The sequence below is a fragment of the Brucella tritici genome, assembly GCF_008932285.1.
GTDB lineage: Bacteria > Pseudomonadota > Alphaproteobacteria > Rhizobiales > Rhizobiaceae > Brucella > Brucella tritici.
Genome location: NZ_WBVY01000001.1, coordinates 729112 through 748951, shown reverse-complemented (window position 1 = coordinate 748951; position 19840 = coordinate 729112). Strand labels below are relative to the sequence as shown.

Below are 19840 nucleotides of genomic sequence, written 5' to 3'. Positions count from 1 at the left end.
CAATTACCGAGGCGATATTCCTTCGCCGTTATCTCATGGAAGGCGGGCCGAAGACATTGGCCGGAGACAGGGTGAATATCTCGCAGCCGTCCTTGGTAACACCCACCGTATGCTCATATTGTGCCGTCAGCGAACGGTCTCTGGTAACCGCCGTCCAGCCGTCGGCAAGAACTTTCACATGCGGCTTGCCGAGATTGATCATCGGCTCGATCGTAAAGATCATGCCTTCCTTGATCTCGACGCCTTCATTTGGTGTGCCGTAATGAAGGATATTTGGCGCATCGTGGAACAGTTGCCCCACACCGTGGCCGCAGAAGTCGCGTACGACAGAGCAGCGCTCGCCTTCGGCATAAGTCTGGATCGCAGCACCGATAGCCCCGGTCTTCACACCGGGTTTGACGGCCGCAATCCCGCGCAGCAGACTTTCATAGGTGACTTCAAGCAGGCGCTCGGAAGCGCGCTTGATTTCACCCACTGCATACATGCGGCTTGAATCGCCGTGCCAGCCATCGAGGAGATAGGTCACGTCGATATTGACGATATCACCCTCGCGCAGCGGCTTCTCGTTGGGAATGCCATGGCAGACGACGTGATTGATCGACGTACAGGTTGATTTCGTATAGCCGCGATAGTTCAGCGTTGCCGGAAACGCGCCGTGATCCATGCCGAACTCGAACACGAAACGGTCGATTTCGTTGGTGGTCACACCCGGCTTGACGATATCGTTGAGTGCGTCGAGACAGCGTGCCGTCAGATTGCAAACCGTGCGCATACCCTCGAAGGCCTCGGGGCCATAGAGCCTGATCTGGCCCGTATATTTCATGGGTGCGTTTGTTGCTTCGATATAGGTTACCATCACTCGATCCGTCTTGGTCTACTCAATTGGCACCACTTCAGCGGCGTCAATGCTTTTATCCGTTATGTGGCACCGAACGGCCCAAGCCTCAACCCCGTTTGCACGTGCACGTTCAAAAGCGCGTGCGTAAGTGGGATCAAGATCGCCGGAAATGCTGAATCTGTTGCAATCGTTTCGCTGGATAATAAACAGCATCACGCCCCGATGACCAGCGGCAACCACGTCGACCAGTTCATCAAGATGTTTTGCGCCTCGCGCCGTCACCGTATCGGGGAATTCCGCCAGTCCGGGCGTGCGGATAAAGTGGACATTCTTGACCTCGACATAGGCTCGCGGGCGCGGACCGTCATCCAGCAACAGGTCGATGCGCGAGTTCCGGCCATATTTCTGCTCACGCTTGAGGCTGGCATATCCTGCGAGGTCCGGAATGAGGCCCTTGAGGATTGCTTCTTCGGCGATCCGGTTCGGCAAGCCGGTATTTACGCCGACCAGCGTGTTATCCGCTTCGACGATCTGTAGCGTATGGGCATATTTGCGGTGAGGGGCATCCGAAACGCTCAGCCAGACGCGGGAACCCGTAGCAGTCAATCCGAGCATGGAGCCGGTGTTGGGCACGGAAGCCGTGATGAAGCGCCCATCGTCAAGCGTGACGTCGGCAAGAAATCTTTTATAGCGGCGTTCAAGCTTGCCGGTAACCAAAGGTGTTTGAAAAATCATGCGCCGATTTAGAGCGGTTCGGCGATTGTGCGAAAGGCTTTTCTGTTAGCTTCGCGAAAATAGTCGGGAAACGAGAGCGGTTGGCCTAGAACAGCGCCTTAACGACGTCGGCCCAGCTCATATCCGCGCCAAGAACCATCGCTGCTGCAACAAGGCCAGCGCCGAGAAAGGTGAGGGTGGTTCTTGTTTCGCTTGTCATTATTCTTCCCCGTCAAATCAGGTGTTCGGACTTGGGAAGAATTTCGCGGGAGAATTTGCCCGGATTGTGATGCGTTAATGGCTATTCCGGGCAATTTGCAGGCTTTTTACGGATAGGGTAAACGCGCCCGTTTTTGTTACCGTTTTACCCAGTTGAAGACGAGTTCCTCGCGAAAAGCGAAGCGGACGACATGGCTTGCCACAACCTCTTCGAGGCGAGCGAGGTTTTCTTCCGAGGTTTCAACAGTGGTGGTCAGTTTTTCCGCGTCGGCATCAAGAATCACGAGACGATTTTCGCCAAGATCGATGGTGCCGTGTTCCGGCGTGAATTCGACCGCGAATTTGTGTGCCCAATGTTTGCAGAGCTGTTGAAGGTAACGGCTGGCATGGGCGGTGGTAACGATTGCTGTTGCTTTCGACATTATGCTGTCCTTTCGAAAAGGTTGCAGCCCGGCGCGTAGCAACATCCTGGCAATTCAGCCAGTAATATTTGCGTCAATTCTAAAGGGAAAGAAAACCAGCAATGGTACGCCCAAGGGGAATCGAACCCCTGTCTGCGCCGTGAAAGGGCGCTGTCCTAACCGCTAGACGATGGGCGCCTGCTGGTGTGGGGCGCTTATAGTCAGGAAATTTCTGACATGCAAGCCCCTTTTTTCACCTGTCTGTGAATAAGTTCAGACAGCATAAACTAGTGCCTATCGGGCGCTAACGGATTGAATTGTAAGGGAAAAAGAAAAACCAGCAATGGTACGCCCAAGGGGAATCGAACCCCTGTCTGCGCCGTGAAAGGGCGCTGTCCTAACCGCTAGACGATGGGCGCCTGCTGGTGTGAGTGGGCTTATATTCAGGAAGGTTCTGACTCGCAAGCCCCAAAAAACACTTTTCTGAAAAAAATCGAATGTACTGCAAAAATGGGGAAAACTTCGGCGGGCGGATTCCTTATTTCCTTGAATATAAAGGCAAAAGAAAAAGCCGGATCATGTGATCCGGCTTTTGTGTATCCCTGATGCGCCTCTTTTATTAGCCCTTGCAGCGCCAGTTCCAGTCGCGTTCCGGTCCGACATCGACGTGAACCGATGTCGTATGGCAATAGGTGCCGACGCCGCCACGCCCGGACATGGAGCGGGCGAAACGGGCGACTTCCCACTTGGAAACGCCGTCGATTTGAATATCTGCGGCTGCACAGATCATATGGAGTGATTTGCGGGCGCCGTTGACCTTGCGATTGTAGGATGGGCTGCGATAGCCGGAAGTTACCATCACCGGGCGACGGAAATGCCGCTCCATGGTTTTCAGCATGGATATGAGCTGTGGCTTGAGGCAGGCAACATCCACGGTCTGTCTTTGAACTTTCAGGCCATTGGGTGCGAGCCGGGCGAGGCCCGGAGCCGAAGCAAGCGTTACGTTTGCGAATTCATCGTCTTCGTTCGCGTCAATATCGCTATCGTCATAAAGGCTGTTGCGATGCTTGATTTCCACGCCGCCATTGGGACGCACACCGGGCAGTGAATAATTATAGTCGTGCTTCGCAGATGGTGAAACTGGCTTGGCGACTGCGAGCTTCTTGTTTTCGGTTCGGTCAGAGCGCGTGCCAGCCGATTCGTCGGAGAAAAGCCGGGCTATGCTGCCTTGCGAGGCCGTTGGGCGTTGCGGCGAGGCGTAAGCGCTCTTCGTTGACCCGAACAATGAAGCAACCTGAACAGGCTTTTCGGCTTCGGCAGGTTTGGCCGCTGCGGTCTGTTCTGGTGCTGCTGCTTCGGCGGGCTTTTCTTCCTTTGCCGGTTCCGGCTGTTTTTTTGCGGTTTCGGCTGGAGCGGCTGCCGCTGGTTGCTCTGCGGCTTGCGCAGGTGCTGGTTCGGCGCTCTTGCTGCCACCAAACATGCCGAAAAGCGATGAGCTCTTGGGCTGCTGCGGGGCGAGGGCAGCGATCTGTGTCGGTTGCTGTTCAGCGGCTGCCGCAGCTTCGGTCGGTTTTGTCTGCTCTTTATTATTGGTGTTTGTCGCTTCAGCCACTGTTGCGGGGTTTGTTTCACCCGGCTTGGCTTCTGCCTTTTTCTCTTCTGACGAAGGGGCCGTCGTTGCTTCGGCGGCGGCTGTCTGATCAGCAGCACTTTGCAATGTATCGGCAATCACGGAGCCATCGGAGGCGGAGGTCATCTGGAGCGGTTTGCCGTCTAGGCCCGTACCGGTCGACGTGCAGGAGGTGACAAGAAGCGCAAGCAAAGCCACGCTACCTGAAAGAAACCTGCCGGTGGTCCGGTGTGTAGAATGCGCAAATTTCAACAGTCTGCTCCAGCTCGATTTCCCTGACCAGTTTGGCGACCCGATTTCATTCGAGCCTACCTGGTTTCGGGAGATCGGCTCTCCCGTGCGAGGCTGACATCATCCCTGATGGCTATCGTCCCCACAGCTCCCGACTGTTCGTGCCGGGAAAGAAATTCAGAAATATCAGCGTGTTATGATGGTCACTTCAGAGTTATGACTGTCATTTCGCTGTATTGGACAAATCACCTGATTGGCAATTGGTTACCAATTTTTAAGTTTTTTAATCGCTGAACGCAACTATTGATGCGCATTTAGCGTTAAAAGACTTCGCGTTCGGTGCGGGCTATTCGATAATAACGAAATATTACTTTATGTAACTATTGGTTACATTAACTATTCGTGTTTGTCAGTCGGGATAGTCTGCGAGGGGTGATCCGGCCTTCACCGTAAGGCGAATTTCCGATTTACATCACTCACTTGTTGACAGGACGCCTCGACTTGGTGCTATCCCTTGGCAATTGCTTTATCCTTGTCTGGTGTTGTGGCCAACAGCATCTTATGCGGCATTAACCGGGAACAGAAACATGACCAAGCGCACGCGGCAGATCGCCAATCTTTTGCTGGCCGCAACAGCGGCGGCGATGCTCACGGCATGCGCGGGCGGAAAAGAGTTTCAGGGCACCCCGCAGGAAGGTGCTTTGCGCACCGGTGTTTTCCCCACATTCGGCCATATGCCGAAGGCTGCGACCACGCAGATCACTGCAGAAGAAAAGCAGCAGCTTACGACCAAGCTTGATACCGACCGCACGCGACTGGCGGCATCCAGAGGCGCCGGCGCCGGCTTCACGCCCGCCGAGGCTGCGAGCCTGCGCCAGCAGGCACAGCAGGAAACGGACGCTACCCTGAAACAGATCGAAAGCGGGGAAGAGTAAGCCCTCTTCCTTGGTTTTAGGCACGCATCTTATCCGAAAACCGTTTCACACTTTTCGGGATGTGCTCTAAAGACGAAATCCGCGTTCTTTGACGCGGCAACACGTCTCGACCCGATTCGAGAACAGGTGTATAGCTCCATTGCGGCGCATACGCGCCATTACGTTCAACCCTCCACCGGAACAGGATCATGTCGGAAGAATTCCATAAAGTCCGTCGTCTGCCCCCTTATGTCTTTGAACAGGTCAACCGTCTGAAGGCATCGGCGCGAGCGGCGGGCGCCGACATCATCGATCTGGGCATGGGCAACCCCGATCTCCCGACCCCGCAGAATATTGTCGACAAGCTGTGCGAGGCCGTGCAGGACCCGCGCGCCCATCGTTATTCTGCATCCAAGGGCATTCCGGGGCTGCGCCGTGCACAGGCACAATATTATGCGCGCCGTTTCGGCGTGAAGCTCAATCCCGATACGCAGGTCGTCGCCACACTCGGTTCCAAGGAAGGTTTCGCCAATATGGCGCAGGCCATCACCGCGCCGGGCGATGTGGTTCTGTGCCCGGACCCGACCTATCCGATTCACTCCTTCGGCTTCATCATGTCGGGTGGTGTGATCCGTTCGATTCAGGCCAAGCCGGATGACAGTTTCATTCCGGCTCTGGAGCGCGGCGTGAAGCATTCGATCCCGAAGCCGATCGCGCTGATCCTGAACTTCCCGTCCAACCCGACGGCCTATGTGGCAACGCTTGATTTCTACAAGGATGTTGTCGCATTTGCCCGCAAGCATGACATCGTCATCCTGTCGGATCTTGCTTATTCGGAAATCTACTTCGACGACAATCCGCCGCCATCCGTGCTGGAAGTGCCGGGCGCCATGGATGTGGCCGTGGAGTTCACCTCCATGTCGAAGACATTTTCCATGCCGGGCTGGCGCATGGGGTTTGCGGTTGGCAATGAGCGCCTGATCGCGGCTCTGACCCGCGTGAAATCCTATCTCGATTATGGCGCGTTCACGCCTATTCAGGTTGCTGCGACGGCAGCACTGAATGGCGATGGAAGCGACATTTCCTATGTCCGCAATGTCTATAAGCAGCGCCGCGACGTGCTGGTTGAAAGCTTTGGCCGCGCGGGCTGGGATGTTCCGCCGCCAGCCGCAACCATGTTCGCCTGGGTTCCGATTCCGGAACGCTTCCGTCCGTTGGGTTCGCTCGAATTCTCCAAGCTTCTGGTGGAGCAGGCCGATGTGGCCGTTGCACCGGGCATCGGTTTTGGCGAACACGGCGATGATTATGTGCGTATCGCGCTGGTCGAGAACGAACATCGCATTCGTCAGGCTGCGCGCAACATCAAGCGGTTCCTCTCCGCCAAGGACGAGAACCTGCAGAATGTAATTCCGCTCGAAGGTCGTCGCGGATAATATTTTCAAGATGGCCACGGGCGGCCTCATGCAGCCCGTGGCTTCCCACCCGATTAAGCCACTCCATACAGAAGGTCGATATAATGAGTGATGCATTACGGATCGGCGTTGCCGGCCTCGGCACCGTTGGTGCTTCGGTGTTGCGTATCCTGCGTGACAAGTCCGAAATGCTCACGCGCCAATGCGGCAAGCCTGTAACGGTTACGGCGGTCAGCGCCCGCGACCGTACGCGGGACCGTGGTATTGATCTTTCCGGTATTGCCTGGTTCGACGATCCGGTCGAACTGGCCAAATCTGCCGATATCGACGTTTTCGTTGAGCTGATCGGCGGCGAGGACGGTCCGGCCAAGGCTTCCGTGGAAGCGGCTCTGCGCGCCGGTCGCCATGTCGTCACGGCGAACAAGGCCCTGCTTGCGCGCCATGGCGTTGCGCTTGCGAAGATCGCTGAAGACAAGGGCGTTCTGCTCAATTTCGAAGCGGCCGTTGCAGGTGGCATTCCGGTCATCAAGGCGATGCGTGAATCGCTGACGGGTAATACGGTTTCGCGCGTCTATGGCATCATGAACGGCACCTGCAACTACATCCTGACCCGGATGTGGGAAGAAGGCATTTCGTTCGAAGCATGTCTCAAGGATGCCCAGCGCCTCGGCTATGCCGAAGCCGATCCTACTTTCGACATCGAAGGCAACGATACGGCACACAAGCTGGCGCTGCTGACCAGCCTTGCCTTCGGCACGCAGATCGCTGCCGATGACATTTATCTCGAAGGCATCAGCAATATTTCGCTGGCCGATATCCGCGCTGCCGATGAACTCGGCTATCGCATCAAGCTTCTGGGCGTGGCGCAGAAAACCGATACAGGCATTGAACAGCGCGTGCATCCGACCATGGTTCCGACCTCGTCGGTCATCGCGCAGGTTCATGGCGTGACCAATGCCGTGGCAATCGAAACCGATCTTCTGGGCGAGCTTCTGCTTTCTGGTCCCGGTGCGGGTGGCAATGCGACGGCATCTGCCGTAATCGGCGATGTCGCGGATATCGCCAAGAGCCGTCCGGGTTTCCAGCACGGTCCGGTGTTCGGTACGCCTGCCAAGGCATTGCAGCCTTACAAACGGGCCAAGATGCGCAAGCATGCAGGCGGTTACTTCATCCGCCTGACGGTTCTTGATCGTATCGGCGCTTTTGCGGCCATTGCCAAGCGCATGGCTGAAAACGATATCTCTCTGGAATCGATTGTTCAGCGTCCACCAATGGATGGCGCAGCGAGCGAAGGCATCAAGACGGTCATCCTCGTCACGCATGAGACGACTGAAGCAGCCGTCAAGAAGGCGCTGGAAGCAATCCTCAAGGACGATCATCTGGTCGATAAACCGCAGATGATCCGCATCGAACGCGCCGGGTGAGAACCGGCGTGACTGCCTCTCTTGCAGGTTGGATTCACCTTTGTTATGAAAGCCGGGTCGGATTTGATCCGGCTTTATTCGTTTCAAGAGACAAAACAGGAAAAGGAGGGCTGTATGATGTATGTGACGCGTCACGACCATCACCGTCAGCACGGCCCCGATTTTGCCCTGCATAAGTAATTTGTGCAGGGCGGAAAAAGACTGAAATCACTGTCTTATCTGCCTTTTCCTGAAGGCGCGGTCGTTGAACCGCTGCCGGACATTCGCCAGCACATCTATTCGTGTCACGGTTTGGAAACCGGGCATTCGTGCGTGGCAGAATTGGGCTGATTGCCATGTCTCTTGTTTCTATCCAGAATCTTTCCCTGACCCTTCATGAACCTCTGTTTGCCAATCTCGATCTCGTTATAGGCGGGGGTGAGCGGCTTGGCATTGTCGCTGCCAACGGGCGCGGCAAGACCAGTCTTCTCCGTCTTCTTGTCGGTGAGGGGGAGCCAACGCTTGGCACCATCACACGGTCGCGCGGGCTGAAGATCGGCTATGTCAGCCAGTATGTGCCTGAAAGCCTGTTCAGTCGCAGCTTTTACGAGGTTGTGCTGGAGGGGCTTGACGAAGAAGCGCGCGATTATGAAAGCTGGCGTGCCGATATTGTGCTGGATGATCTCAATGTCACCGAAGAGCTGCGGCAGCGCCCCATAGGGCAGTTGAGCGGCGGCTGGCAGCGGCTCGCACTTCTGGCGCGGGCATGGGTTTCGGAACCCGATGTTCTTCTGCTCGACGAGCCGACCAACCATCTGGACCTTGAAAAAGTGCGGTTGCTGGAAGATTGGCTGAATGCGCTGCCGCGTTCGGTTGCGGTGGTCGTCAGCAGTCACGACCGCGCTTTCCTTGATGCGGTTACGAAGCGAACATTGTTTCTGCGGGCCGAAAAATCACCGGTTTTCGCTTTGCCATACAGTCAGTCCCGCGTCGCGCTCGATGAAATCGACGCGGCCGATGCGCGGCAGTTTGAAAAGGACATGAAAACAGTCCAGCAATTGCGCAGGCAGGCGGCGAAGCTCAACAATATCGGCATCAATTCGGGCAGTGATCTGCTCGTGGTCAAAACCAAGCAGTTGAAGGCGCGGGCCGACAAGATCGAGGAAAGCGCCAAGGCGGCGCATGTGGAGCGCTCTGCTGGCAAGATCATCTTGAACAGCCGTGGTAGCCACGCCAAGGCTCTGGTTGTTCTCGATCAGGCCGAAATTGCCACGCCCGCTGGAAGACTTCTCTTCAAGACGGGACAGCTATGGATCAATCCGGGTGACCGAATTGTCCTGCTGGGCGCCAACGGCATGGGCAAGACCCGTTTGCTGACGCTGGTGCGTGAGGCCATCCTTGCACCGGATCAAGCGCAGGTCGGGATCAAGGCGACACCGTCCCTTGTGCTTGGATATAGCGATCAGGCCTTGTCGGAGCTTCGCCCCGACTGGACACCATTCGAGACGATCGCGAGAAGTTTCGATATTGGCGACCAGCGGACGCGATCCTTGCTGGCCGGTGCGGGCATGACACTTGAAATGCAGGCCAAGCCGCTGGAACGCTTGTCCGGTGGGCAGAAGGCGCGACTTGCCATGCTGGTTCTGCGGCTGACCAATCCGAACTTCTATATTCTCGATGAGCCAACCAATCATCTGGATATCGAAGGTCAGGAAGCGCTGGAAGTGGAACTGCTCCGCAATGAAGCGGCGAGCCTGATCGTCTCGCATGACCGCAGTTTTGTTCGCAATGTCGGCAACCGTTTCTGGATGATCGAAAGAAAAAAGCTGGTCGAAGTGGAAAGCCCTGAGTTTTTCTTTGAAGGAATCGGAAGCTGATTGGCATCGATGGACTTGGATGTTGTATTGAGATACTGGATGTTGCGCAGAAGCTTGATACTGGAATCTTATATATCTTCCTGTCTTTATGGTATGGCTTGATCATAATCCGCTAAAGGTTGATTTTCATGATTCGTTCTACGTTAACAACTTTTGTTTTAGCCGGCCTCGCTCTCGGTGCAATCGCCTGTTCCAGCCAGCAACTTGTTCCCGATGAGGTGGCTCCCGTCATTCCTGAAGCCGTGGCGGATACGGACGTTCCCGGCATCGGGCGCATTGGCAAGTGGATGATTGACCCCGATGGAGGGATCGCGGATTGGGGTGGTATGCAATATGAAGGGCAGACCATCCATGAGGTCATCAATATTATCTTCATTGATTCAGGTGCGAGCAGTGCGGATGACGCCAAGGCGCGGCTGGTGGATGCCATGACCAAGGCTGGCTATCCGGTGCGCTATCACCATTCGTCTGGATACCGTGGTGTTGTGGATGGCGAAGTATACGGGCAAGTACCGGAACAAGATGCTTATGCCTTCTCCAATCGGATCTATTTTCTGGATAACAATCATGGTCGTATTTTTGGACCGCGAAAAACCGCCAATGGCTGGGTATTTACTGGCGCATTAAGCCGTGAACACGTGGACTATATTCACAGGGTTCACGTCTATGCATCGTTTAGCCAGGCCCGCGATGATCTGGCCACTCGGTTGACGGAGAACAGCATTTACAAGCGCGATGGAGTTGTGCCGTTGGATAACGGCAGTACCGCAGATTACACCACCGGGGATCATGATGGAAATGCCGTTGTGATGAAGGCGCGGTAGGAAAGACACCGGCTAAGACGGGAAGTTCTGGTCTGGTCGCAATCCAACTGGATCGCTTTTTGTAGCCGTTTGTCATCACATCCGGCAGGGACATGAAACGAAGCGTGTATAGCTTAAATCGATTAAGGGTTTGAGCGTACAGTGTTTTCAGGTTTTGCGTACTTGCAGGGGGCGGGGGACTTTGACAAAAGGTTTGCACAGTGTCGCTATAAGAGGCGGCAGTCGCGGACTTTATACGCCGCATCCACGCAATTCGAATTCAGGACTTTGTTCAAATGGCCAAGACCGCAGAGCAGCACCCCCACGGACTGGATCGCATTCTCACACTCGAACTGGTCCGCGTGGCCGAGCGTGCAGCGGTTGCCGCGGCGAGGCTGCGTGGCCGTGGCGACGAAATGGCTGCCGATCAGGCTGCTGTCGATGCCATGCGCCAGGAATTGAACCGCCTTCCGATCGCCGGAACGGTTGTTATCGGTGAAGGCGAGCGCGACGAAGCGCCGATGCTCTATATCGGCGAAGAAGTTGGCACCAAGCAGGGGCCGGACGTCGATATCGCGCTTGATCCGCTGGAAGGCACGACGATCTGCGCCAAGAACCTGCCGAATTCGCTCGCTGTTATCGCGATTGCCGAGAAGGGCAATCTGCTTTACGCGCCTGATGTTTACATGGAAAAGATCGCCGTTGGTCCGGGCTACTCGAAGGGTGTCGTCGATCTTGACGCCAGCCCGACGGATAACATCATGTCCGTCGCCAAGGCGAAGGGTGTGAAGCCGAACGAAATCACGGCCTGCATCATGGACCGTCCGCGCCATGCGCGTCTGATTGAGGAAGTCCGGGCAACCGGCGCTGCGATCCGCCTCATCGGCGACGGTGACGTGGCCGGAGTGATGCACACGACCAACCCGGACGAAACCGGCATCGACATCTATATCGGTATTGGAGGCGCGCCTGAAGGCGTTCTGGCTGCAGCAGCTCTGCGCTGCATTGGTGGCCAGATGCAGGGCCGCCTTCAGCTCAATACCGATGAAAAGATCGCTCGTGCCGCGAAGATGGGCATTGCGGACCCGAAGAAGGTCTATTCGCTGGAAGAAATGGCCAAGGGCGACGTGCTTTTTGCCGCTACCGGCGTGACGGATGGCAACATGCTTTCCGGCGTGAAATTCGCCCGCGACTATATCCAGACGCACACCATCGTCATGCGTTCAAGCTCGCAGACAGTGCGCGAGATCAAGGCGCGGCATCAGGATCTGTCGAAGTTCTAGGAGATTGCGCTAGAACGGTTCAGCCTAAACCTTGGCAGGATTGAACGTAGAATAGTCAAAGGCGGCATTGCAAAAATGCCGCCTTTTGTGTCTTTAGAAAATTATGACGACAGAGCGCTTTTTCCTCGGAATAAAACAATCCGCAACCGGACAGAAATGGGTAGACCGGCTTGGCCTGCGTGAGGCCAATACGGCGCTTGCCATTGCGCAGCATCACGGCATTTCCGATCTGGTTGCCCGCGTGCTTGCCGGGCGGGGGGTGTCGGTTGAAGGCGCGCCGGAATTTGTCGATCCGACGCTGCGCAATCTCATGCCCGATCCCGCGACGCTTACCGATATGGAGAATGCCGCAGGGCGGATTGCCGGTGCCATTCTGCGCCGCGAGACCGTGGCCATTTTTGGCGACTACGATGTCGATGGGGCGTGTTCTTCCGCTTTGATGGCACGTTTTCTCAAGCATTATGGCATTCAGCACTCCATCTATATTCCCGACCGGATTTTTGAAGGTTACGGTCCCAATCCCGATGCCATGCGCGATCTGGTCGCCAAGGGGGCGAGCCTTATCGTCACAGTCGATTGTGGCACCAACAGCGCGCCGTCCATTACAGCTGCCAGGCAGGCCGGAGCGGATGTCGTCGTGCTCGATCACCATCAGGTCGGCGGCGATCTGCCGGAGGATGCGGTGGCTATCGTCAATCCCAACCGCGAAGACGATATTTCGCAGCAGGGGCATCTTTGCGCGGCAGGCGTGGTCTTTCTGACATTGGTGCAGGTGACCAAAATCTTGCGCGAACGCGGCAAGGGATCAGGCCCCGATCTTCTTTCCCTGCTCGATCTGGTGGCACTGGCGACGGTCTGCGACGTGGTGCCGTTGACAGGTGTCAACCGCGCTTTCGTCGTCAAGGGACTGGTCGTTGCGCGGTCGCAGAGCAATGTCGGCCTTGCTGCCTTGGCGCGCGTTGCCCGCATTGGTGAACCGCTCAATGTCTTTCACCTCGGTTATCTTATCGGGCCGCGCATCAATGCTGGCGGGCGCATCGGCGATGCGGGGCTTGGCGCACGACTGCTGACATTGGACGATCCCGCAACCGCGGATCGGATTGCAGTCGAGCTTGACCGTCTCAATCAGGAGCGTCAGGCCATGGAAGCCGAGATGATTATGGAAGCGGAAGCGGAAGCTTCGCTGGAAATCTCCGGCGGTGCGGGCGCGTCGGTGATCGTGACTGCAAGTGACCGCTGGCATCCCGGTATCGTCGGGCTGCTGGCCTCACGGCTCAAGGAAAAGGCCCGGCGGCCAGCCTTTGCCATTGCTTTCAACGCCAATGGCGTTGGATCGGGTTCAGGGCGTTCGATCACGGGGCTTGATCTGGGCAAGCTGGTGCGTGGTGCGATGGAGCGCGGGTTGCTCGTCAAGGGTGGCGGCCATGCCATGGCGGCGGGCATTACCATCGAGCGCGCAAATCTTGGCGCGTTGCGGGCTTATCTTGAAGAAGAATCGGCGCATATCGTTTCGCGCCTGCGCGAAAACCAGAGCCTGTCCATCGATGGCGCACTGGCCGCATCGGGTGCAACAGTATCGCTCTACGAAGCCTTGCAGAAGGCTGGGCCATACGGTTCGGCGCATCCGCAACCCATTTTGGCGCTGCCGCACCATATACTGGCCGATGTGCGTGGCGTCGGGCGCGATCACGTGCGTGTCGCGTTGCGTGGTGCGGATGGAAAGCGCGTCAATGCCATAGCCTTCCGGGCGGCTGAGGGTGATCTTGGACGCTTCCTGTTCAACAATATCGGCCAGAGCGTCCACGTTGCAGGCAATCTGTCGCTAAATCATTGGAATGGCTCGGTCACGCCTCAGATACAGATTCTGGATGCGGCTTTGCCTATTTGAAGTTCCGGGCCCATTTGAAATTTCTGGATTTTTTTGCCTTCACGCTCTTGTGAGGTGTGGGGGCGAATTCCCATATGAGCACTGATTTAAACATTCAGACATGACTCTAAGTGGGAGAAACCGATGCCGGGTTCCGGAAGCCGCCTGACCAAACTGACAGCTGCCATGGTATTGGGGCTGATTGCCTCTTTTGCAGCGGTCGATTTCGCCGAGGCTCGCCGTGCGGGCGGTGGCGGTTTCGGCAGCCGTGGCGCACGCACCTATTCTGCGCCAGCGCCGACGCGTACTGCACCTAACAATGCTGCGCCGATGGAACGTTCTATGACGCCGAATACCGGCGCGACGCAGACCAACCGTCCGGGAGCAACCGGCGCGCAGAATGCTGCGCAGGCACAGCGTTCCGGCGGTATGTTCGGTAACTTTGGCCGTTCCATGCTGGGCGGTCTTCTCGTCGGTGGCCTGATCGGCATGCTGCTCGGCAACGGCCTTGGCGGTCTTGCCGGCATGTTCGGCCTGTTATTGCAGGTTGCGGTGATCGCGCTCATTGCCATGTTTGTCATGCGCATGTTCGCAAATCGTCGCCAGCCGGCTGCGGCAGGCGCCGGTAACGCAGGCGCGCAGCCTTTCGGCGCGGCAAAGACCGCATCCCCGCAAGCTGGTTTCGGTGGCCGTACGTCTTCGGTGAACCCGTTCGAGGCCAAGCAGGCAGCTGCTCCGGTTACTCCCGCCGCTCCGGCGGTTGAAGATGAACCGATGGATGTCGGTCAGGAGGATCTGGATCGTTTCGAACAGATGCTCTCCGAAGTCCAGACCGCCTATGGCCGTGAGGATTATGCAGCGCTGCGCAAGCTCGCGACCCCGGAAGCCATGTCCTATCTGGCCGAAGAACTGGGCGAGATCGCTTCCAGCGGCATGCGTAACGAAGTGAAGGACGTCAAGCTTCTGCAGGGCGACGTTTCCGAAGCTTGGCGCGAAGGTAATGTCGAATACGCAACCGTTGCGATCCGCTATTCGGCGATCGACGTGATGCTGGATCGCAATACCGACGCTGTCGTCGAAGGCAATCCGGATGAGCCGGTGGAAAGCGTCGAACTCTGGACGTTCACCCGCACGGATGGCGGTGAATGGCTTCTCGCAGCCATTCAGGGAACGGAATAACCGTTCAGGATTGAAAAAAGCCCCGCCCTTGTGGCGGGGCATTTTTATTACCAGCTACCGATGTTTTCGGTTGAAGCCCACGGCTCCTGCGGCGCCAGACGGTCGCCCTTCTGGATCAGCTCGATGGAAATGCCATCGGGCGACTTGATGAACGCCATGTGCCCGTCACGCGGCGGGCGATTGATGGTAACGCCTGCATTCTGCAGCTTCTGGCAGGTGGCATAGATGTCATCGACCAGATAGGCGAGATGGCCAAAATTGCGGCCGCCCGTATAGGTCTCCGGATCCCAGTTGAAGGTGAGTTCCAGCTCGGGCGCCCGCTCTGCCTTAGCCCGGTCCGTATCGGATGGCGCAGCGAGAAAGATCAGCGTGAAGCGGCCTTTTTCATTTTCGGTGCGACGGATTTCTTCGAGGCCGAGTTTGTTTACATAAAAATCGAGAGATTCGTCGATGTCGCGAATTCGGACCATCGTGTGCAGATAGCGCATAGTCTTTTCCTCGGCTGTTGTAATTCAGGCGGTGCTGTCGTTCGGAAACGCAAGGACATCGAATCCGATGTTGGAGGCCGGACGTCAAGTTATCACGGACAGAATGGTGTTCAAAAATTTTGAGCAGCAGACGTGACGGGAAATGTCCCGGAAACATCATTGCCAAATTGACGACCGGCCATATTTCAGGTGGTGGGTCGGTTTAAAATTGCTGGCGGGCTGGAAAAAGTAACCATGAAGTTGTGAAGTCTGTGGTCTTCATGGGGACGGATGCAAGTTAGGGCTTGCCGCCTCCGGTTAAGGAAGTGTTATTCTTTGGACAAGAATCAGGTTGGAATCGCAACGGAAGAACAGAGGAGGGGCGAACGCATGGCGGACAAGTCTGTGTCAAATGACCAGTTTCACAGCCAGCACGCCTCGGAAGAGCTGGGCGATATCATCGAAGTATCGGGCCATATCAAATGGTTCGACGTAGCCAAGGGCTACGGCTTCATTGTTCCAGACCAGCCGGGCCTTAATGACATTCTTCTTCACGTGACGTCACTGCGTCGCGACGGCTTCCAGACTGCACTGGAAGGTGCACGCATCGTTTGTGAAGTTCGCAATGGTGATCGTGGCCTGCAATGTTTCCGCGTCCTGTCGATGGATACGTCTACCGCCATTCATCCGGCGCAGATGCCACCGCAGCGCACCCATGTGACTGTTACGCCGTCGAGCGGCCTTGAGCGCGTGATCGTCAAGTGGTTCAACCGCACCAAGGGCTTCGGCTTCCTGACGCGCGGCGAGGGGACGGAAGATATTTTCATTCATATGGAAACGCTGCGTCGTTTCGGCATGATGGAACTGCGCCCCGGTCAGGTCGTGCTCATTCGCTTCGGCGAAGGCGACAAGGGCCTGATGGCTGCTGAAATCCATCCGGATATAGGCACGGCAATTCCAGTTTCGCATTAGAGCATGTCTCCCGAAAGTGGGAACCGCCTCCGCGGGGAAATCAGTTCGCTGGACTGATTTCTGATCCCCGCTACGGCGGGATAGAGACATATGTAAAAACAAATGGATAGGGCGGCTTCAATGTTCCGCTTTAATCAGAATGGCTCTCGAGCGCTCTCACTGTTTGTTTTGACGCGCATCTCATCCGAAAACCGTTTCACACTTTTGGGGACGCGCTCTAAAAGCGCGCCAAATTTCTCAATTTTTGTAACAAGCAGGTGAAGGCCGCTTTGTGCGGCCTGCGTGGTCTTGTCGTCACTCTGTCCCGTTGATAGGTTCCAAGCCTGTTTGTTTACAAGCCAGTTTGTTTATCTGAGTGGGCAGGGTATGGGTCGCATTTTTCTTGCTTTAGCGTTTGTTTTCTTCGCATTCGCCGCTCAGGCGGATGAAACACAGCCGATGCGGCTGCCTGTCGACAAGGAACCGCTGACATTCGTCACCGCCAATGGCAACAAAGTGAATTTTGCGCTGGAAGTGGCTGAAAGCGATGATGCGCGTGTACGCGGCCTGATGTGGCGCACGGATTTTCCCAAAGACCGGGCGATGATCTTCGTGTTCGGAGAGATGCGCCGGGTCATGATGTGGATGCAGAATACACCGTCGCCTCTTGATATGGTTTTCCTTGATGACAAGGGACGCGTATCGGCCATTCACGAAAATGCGGTGCCATTCTCCGAAAATATCATTTCATCTGAGGTTCCGGCAGCGTATGTCGTGGAACTTCTGGCCGGCACGGTTAAACGAGCCGGCATAAAGCTCGGTGACAAGGCTATCCATCGCGTGATCTGCGGTGCGTGCAAGCCTTGATATCGAGACAAGACAATCAAGAGGAATAATCAGGTGAGTGCCCTCGATATCGAATATTTCGAACATGATGGCTTGCGTCTGGCGTATCGTCAGGACGGAGAAGGCGATCCGATCCTGCTCATTCACGGCTTTGCGTCTTCAAGTATCGTCAACTGGGTTTCGCCCGGATGGTTCCGCACGCTGACCGAAGCCGGATATCGCGTCATCGCCATCGATAATCGCGGGCACGGGCTTTCCGCAAAGCCCCATGACGCGGACGAATATACGCCGACCAAGATGGCGGCGGATGCGGCAGCACTTCTCGATCATCTCGGGATCGAGAGCGCGCACGTCATGGGCTACTCCATGGGCGCGCGCATTACCGCATTTCTGGCGATTGAACACGCCGAGCGCGTTCATAGCGCTGTTTTTGGCGGTCTTGGCATCGGCATGGTGACGGGCGCTGGCGACTGGGAGCCTATTGGCGAGGCGCTGCTTGCAGAAGATCCGACCACGATCACCCATCCGCGTGGGCAGATGTTCCGCAAATTTGCCGACCAGACCAAGAGTGACCGTATCGCCCTTGCAGCGTGCGTGATTACCTCCAAGGAGCTGGTTCCTGCTGCAGCGATTGCACGCATCATGCAGCCTGTTCTCGTGGCCGTCGGCACGACCGATGATATTGCAGGCAGCGCGCAGGAGCTGGCTGATCTTTTGCCAAATGGACAGGCCGTCGATATTCCGGACCGCGACCATATGCTGGCCGTTGGTGACAAGGTCTACAAGCAGGCGGTGTTGCAGTTTTTGATAGAAAATCCGCTCTGACGGGAATTTGATCTTGGACAAAGAGCGCGTCGACGGGGCGCGTCAAATTCGGCTGTGTCAAGGCAAACCATTTTAAGTTATGCTGCGCGCCGAACTCGTATTGCGGCGTGGGGACTGAGCGAAAGTTCGGCTGTCGTCTCCTCCTCGCGCGGTGCAAAACTGGAGTATGCATATGTCCGTTCGCACATCAGCGAAAGCGACCCCCGGTCTGGGGCAGGTCGATCCTATCTGGCATTCCATCCGTGCCGAAGCGGAGGAAGCGGCCAAGAACGATCCCGTATTGGGTACGTTCCTTTATGCCACGATCCTCAACCAGCCGAGCCTGGAAGATGCGGTCATGCATCGTATCGCCGAACGTCTTGGCCATGCCGATCTGAGCGCCGATATTTTGCGCCAGACCTTCGACGCGATGCTGGATGCCAATCCTGAGTGGTCGCAGATTGTGCGCGTCGATATTCAGGCGGTTTATGATCGCGATCCGGCCTATAGCCGCTTCATGGACCCTATCCTTTATCTGAAAGGTTTCCATGCGATCCAGACCCATCGTCTGGCGCATTGGCTTTACCATGAAGGCCGCAAGGATTTTGCCTATTATCTGCAGAGCCGTTCGTCATCGATCTTCCAGACCGATATTCATCCGGCCGCACGGCTTGGCAGCGGTCTGTTCCTCGATCATGCGACCGGACTTGTGGTCGGCGAAACAGCCTTGATCGAAGACAATGTTTCGATTCTTCACGGTGTCACGCTCGGCGGCACAGGCAAATCGAGCGGCGACCGCCATCCGAAAATCCGTCATGGCGTGCTGATCGGTGCTGGCGCGAAAATTCTTGGCAATATCGAAGTCGGTCATTGCTCGAAAATCGCTGCTGGCTCAGTGGTTCTGAAGCCCGTCCCGAACAATGTCACGGTAGCCGGTGTGCCAGCCCGGATCATGGGCGATACGGGTTGCGCCGAGCCTTCCCGCGTCATGGATCAGATGCTGGGCGAGGGGATTTAGGCGATACATCGTATTGTTGCAGGCTGAACGGGCCGCTTGCTGGTTTTTTCCAGTATGCGGCCTATATTCTGTCAAAAGAAGCTATTAACTGCCGACAACCCTTGAGCACGGCTTTGCCGGGGGTTTACATAGGAAATGGCCGGATGCAATAAACCGGCTCAATTCAATATCAGGAGAAGCCGGTTGAAACCCGAAGAACTCAAAAAACTGGACGCCTATTTCAAACGGACCTTCAACAATCCCGGCCTGCAGGTGAAAGCGCGTCCTCGCAAGAATGACTCCGCCGAGCTTTACCTCAACGATGAATTCCTCGGCCTGGTCTATAAGGACGAGGATGAAGGCGAACTCTCCTACAATTTCTCGATGGCCATTCTCGACGTCGATCTTTGATCGGTCGCGGTAATCGCGTCGCGTGCGACGCTGATGCCGGGCAGGAATGCTCTCTGACGCCCTTTCCGATGGAGAGGGCGTTTTGTTATCCTGACACGGCTATCCCTGAGTTCTGGATATCCCTATGAAATTCGGTTTTTCATTAGTCATGCTCCTGATGGCCCTGTCTTTAGCTGCGCGCGCAGAAGTTCTGGGAACAATCGAAACCGAGCAGGACGATGGCTCGCGCTCGGTAATTGAGATACTTGATGAGCCGCAAAGCATCGGGAAATGTGACGGCGCTTATGCTGCGGCAGCCTATGTCATGGATCGTGATTTTTCCCTTCTTGCAGGAAAAGGATGCTGGAAGCTTCTTGGATCGGCAGAAATGTTAAAGCTGGAAATCGTGTTGGCTGCCACGGAAGAACATCTTTTGAGCGGAGTTCCGCTCAGCCAGATCAAGTTCGCTGAAGACGGTCGCTCCAAATTTCAGCATCTGGTCGGGCAATAAAGCGTGTCGCGCTTTATCAAATTTGAAAGGCACGCTTTAAGCTTTTGTTTTCAAGCATGTCTTTATCCCCAAACCGGTTCCCACTTTGGGGCAACATGCTTTA

At 56.1% G+C, this 19840-nt stretch carries 19 protein-coding genes and 2 tRNA genes; 14 read left to right on the top strand and 7 right to left on the bottom strand.

Translation table 11 applies throughout. From position 1 onward, the window contains the following. Positions 1-28: 28 nt before the first annotated feature. From map to F9K94_RS03740, 6 genes are all read right to left on the bottom strand, one after another. Entirely contained in the window at positions 29-856 is an 828-nt protein-coding gene (gene map / locus F9K94_RS03765) for a type I methionyl aminopeptidase (RefSeq protein WP_151643703.1), read from the bottom strand. A gap of 18 nt (positions 857-874) precedes the next feature. Beyond that, the gene (gene sfsA / locus F9K94_RS03760) at positions 875-1573 is read right to left on the bottom strand and encodes a DNA/RNA nuclease SfsA (RefSeq protein ID WP_151643701.1); all 699 of its coding nucleotides are present in this window, start codon (positions 1571-1573) and stop codon (positions 875-877) included. A gap of 335 nt (positions 1574-1908) precedes the next feature. Next, positions 1909-2193 (bottom strand): DUF2218 domain-containing protein, encoded by a 285-nt coding sequence (locus F9K94_RS03755; RefSeq protein WP_151643699.1) that lies wholly within the window; start codon positions 2191-2193, stop codon positions 1909-1911. Between the two features lie 102 nt (positions 2194-2295). Beyond that, positions 2296-2370: transfer RNA gene (locus F9K94_RS03750), tRNA-Glu, on the bottom strand. 146 nt (positions 2371-2516) lie between these two features. Next, positions 2517-2591 (bottom strand) — tRNA-Glu (locus tag F9K94_RS03745). 200 nt (positions 2592-2791) lie between these two features. After that, positions 2792-4054: a YcbK family protein gene (locus tag F9K94_RS03740; protein WP_151643697.1), complete on the bottom strand. Its 1263-nt coding sequence runs from the start codon at positions 4052-4054 to the stop codon at positions 2792-2794. Positions 4055-4620: 566 nt separating this feature from the next. On the opposite strand from F9K94_RS03740, the gene F9K94_RS03735 reads away from it, so the two are divergent. From F9K94_RS03735 to F9K94_RS03700, 8 genes are all read left to right on the top strand, one after another. Further along, positions 4621-4968 (top strand): hypothetical protein, encoded by a 348-nt coding sequence (locus F9K94_RS03735; RefSeq protein WP_151643695.1) that lies wholly within the window; start codon positions 4621-4623, stop codon positions 4966-4968. Between the two features lie 188 nt (positions 4969-5156). After that, entirely contained in the window at positions 5157-6380 is a 1224-nt protein-coding gene (locus F9K94_RS03730; RefSeq protein WP_061346134.1) for an LL-diaminopimelate aminotransferase, read from the top strand. An 83-nt stretch (positions 6381-6463) separates the two neighbouring features. After that, positions 6464-7783 carry a homoserine dehydrogenase gene (locus F9K94_RS03725; RefSeq protein WP_151643693.1) on the top strand — a complete coding sequence of 440 codons (1320 nt, stop codon included), beginning with the start codon at positions 6464-6466 and terminating at the stop codon, positions 7781-7783. 335 nt (positions 7784-8118) lie between these two features. Then, the gene (locus F9K94_RS03720; RefSeq protein ID WP_151644120.1) at positions 8119-9639 is read left to right on the top strand and encodes an ABC-F family ATP-binding cassette domain-containing protein; all 1521 of its coding nucleotides are present in this window, start codon (positions 8119-8121) and stop codon (positions 9637-9639) included. A 128-nt stretch (positions 9640-9767) separates the two neighbouring features. Then, positions 9768-10463: a hypothetical protein gene (locus F9K94_RS03715; protein ID WP_151643691.1), complete on the top strand. Its 696-nt coding sequence runs from the start codon at positions 9768-9770 to the stop codon at positions 10461-10463. 275 nt (positions 10464-10738) lie between these two features. Next, positions 10739-11725: a class II fructose-bisphosphatase gene (glpX, locus tag F9K94_RS03710; protein ID WP_010659880.1), complete on the top strand. Its 987-nt coding sequence runs from the start codon at positions 10739-10741 to the stop codon at positions 11723-11725. 103 nt (positions 11726-11828) lie between these two features. Continuing rightward, a complete protein-coding gene (recJ, locus tag F9K94_RS03705) occupies positions 11829-13613 on the top strand; it encodes a single-stranded-DNA-specific exonuclease RecJ (RefSeq protein ID WP_151643689.1) in 1785 nt (594 codons plus the stop codon). A gap of 123 nt (positions 13614-13736) precedes the next feature. Continuing rightward, positions 13737-14771: a Tim44 domain-containing protein gene (locus F9K94_RS03700; RefSeq protein WP_151643687.1), complete on the top strand. Its 1035-nt coding sequence runs from the start codon at positions 13737-13739 to the stop codon at positions 14769-14771. 47 nt (positions 14772-14818) lie between these two features. Here F9K94_RS03700 and gloA read toward each other — a convergent pair whose 3' ends face one another. Then, the gene (gene gloA / locus F9K94_RS03695; protein WP_151643685.1) at positions 14819-15259 is read right to left on the bottom strand and encodes a lactoylglutathione lyase; all 441 of its coding nucleotides are present in this window, start codon (positions 15257-15259) and stop codon (positions 14819-14821) included. Between the two features lie 369 nt (positions 15260-15628). On the opposite strand from gloA, the gene F9K94_RS03690 reads away from it, so the two are divergent. From F9K94_RS03690 to F9K94_RS03665, 6 genes are all read left to right on the top strand, one after another. After that, complete coding sequence (locus F9K94_RS03690; RefSeq protein WP_061346479.1) at positions 15629-16210, top strand: cold-shock protein; 582 nt, start codon at positions 15629-15631, stop codon at positions 16208-16210. 366 nt (positions 16211-16576) lie between these two features. Further along, a complete protein-coding gene (locus tag F9K94_RS03685) occupies positions 16577-17056 on the top strand; it encodes a DUF192 domain-containing protein (RefSeq protein ID WP_151643683.1) in 480 nt (159 codons plus the stop codon). Positions 17057-17089: 33 nt separating this feature from the next. Further along, positions 17090-17860, top strand: a complete 771-nt coding sequence (locus tag F9K94_RS03680) for an alpha/beta fold hydrolase (protein ID WP_151643681.1) — start codon at positions 17090-17092, stop codon at positions 17858-17860. A 172-nt stretch (positions 17861-18032) separates the two neighbouring features. Continuing rightward, positions 18033-18857 (top strand): serine O-acetyltransferase, encoded by an 825-nt coding sequence (cysE, locus tag F9K94_RS03675; RefSeq protein ID WP_010659889.1) that lies wholly within the window; start codon positions 18033-18035, stop codon positions 18855-18857. 183 nt (positions 18858-19040) lie between these two features. Then, positions 19041-19247, top strand: coding sequence for a DUF3126 family protein (locus F9K94_RS03670; protein ID WP_010659890.1), 207 nt, complete (start codon positions 19041-19043; stop codon positions 19245-19247). 124 nt (positions 19248-19371) lie between these two features. Further along, positions 19372-19737, top strand: coding sequence for a hypothetical protein (locus tag F9K94_RS03665; RefSeq protein ID WP_151643679.1), 366 nt, complete (start codon positions 19372-19374; stop codon positions 19735-19737). Positions 19738-19840 lie beyond the last annotated feature (103 nt).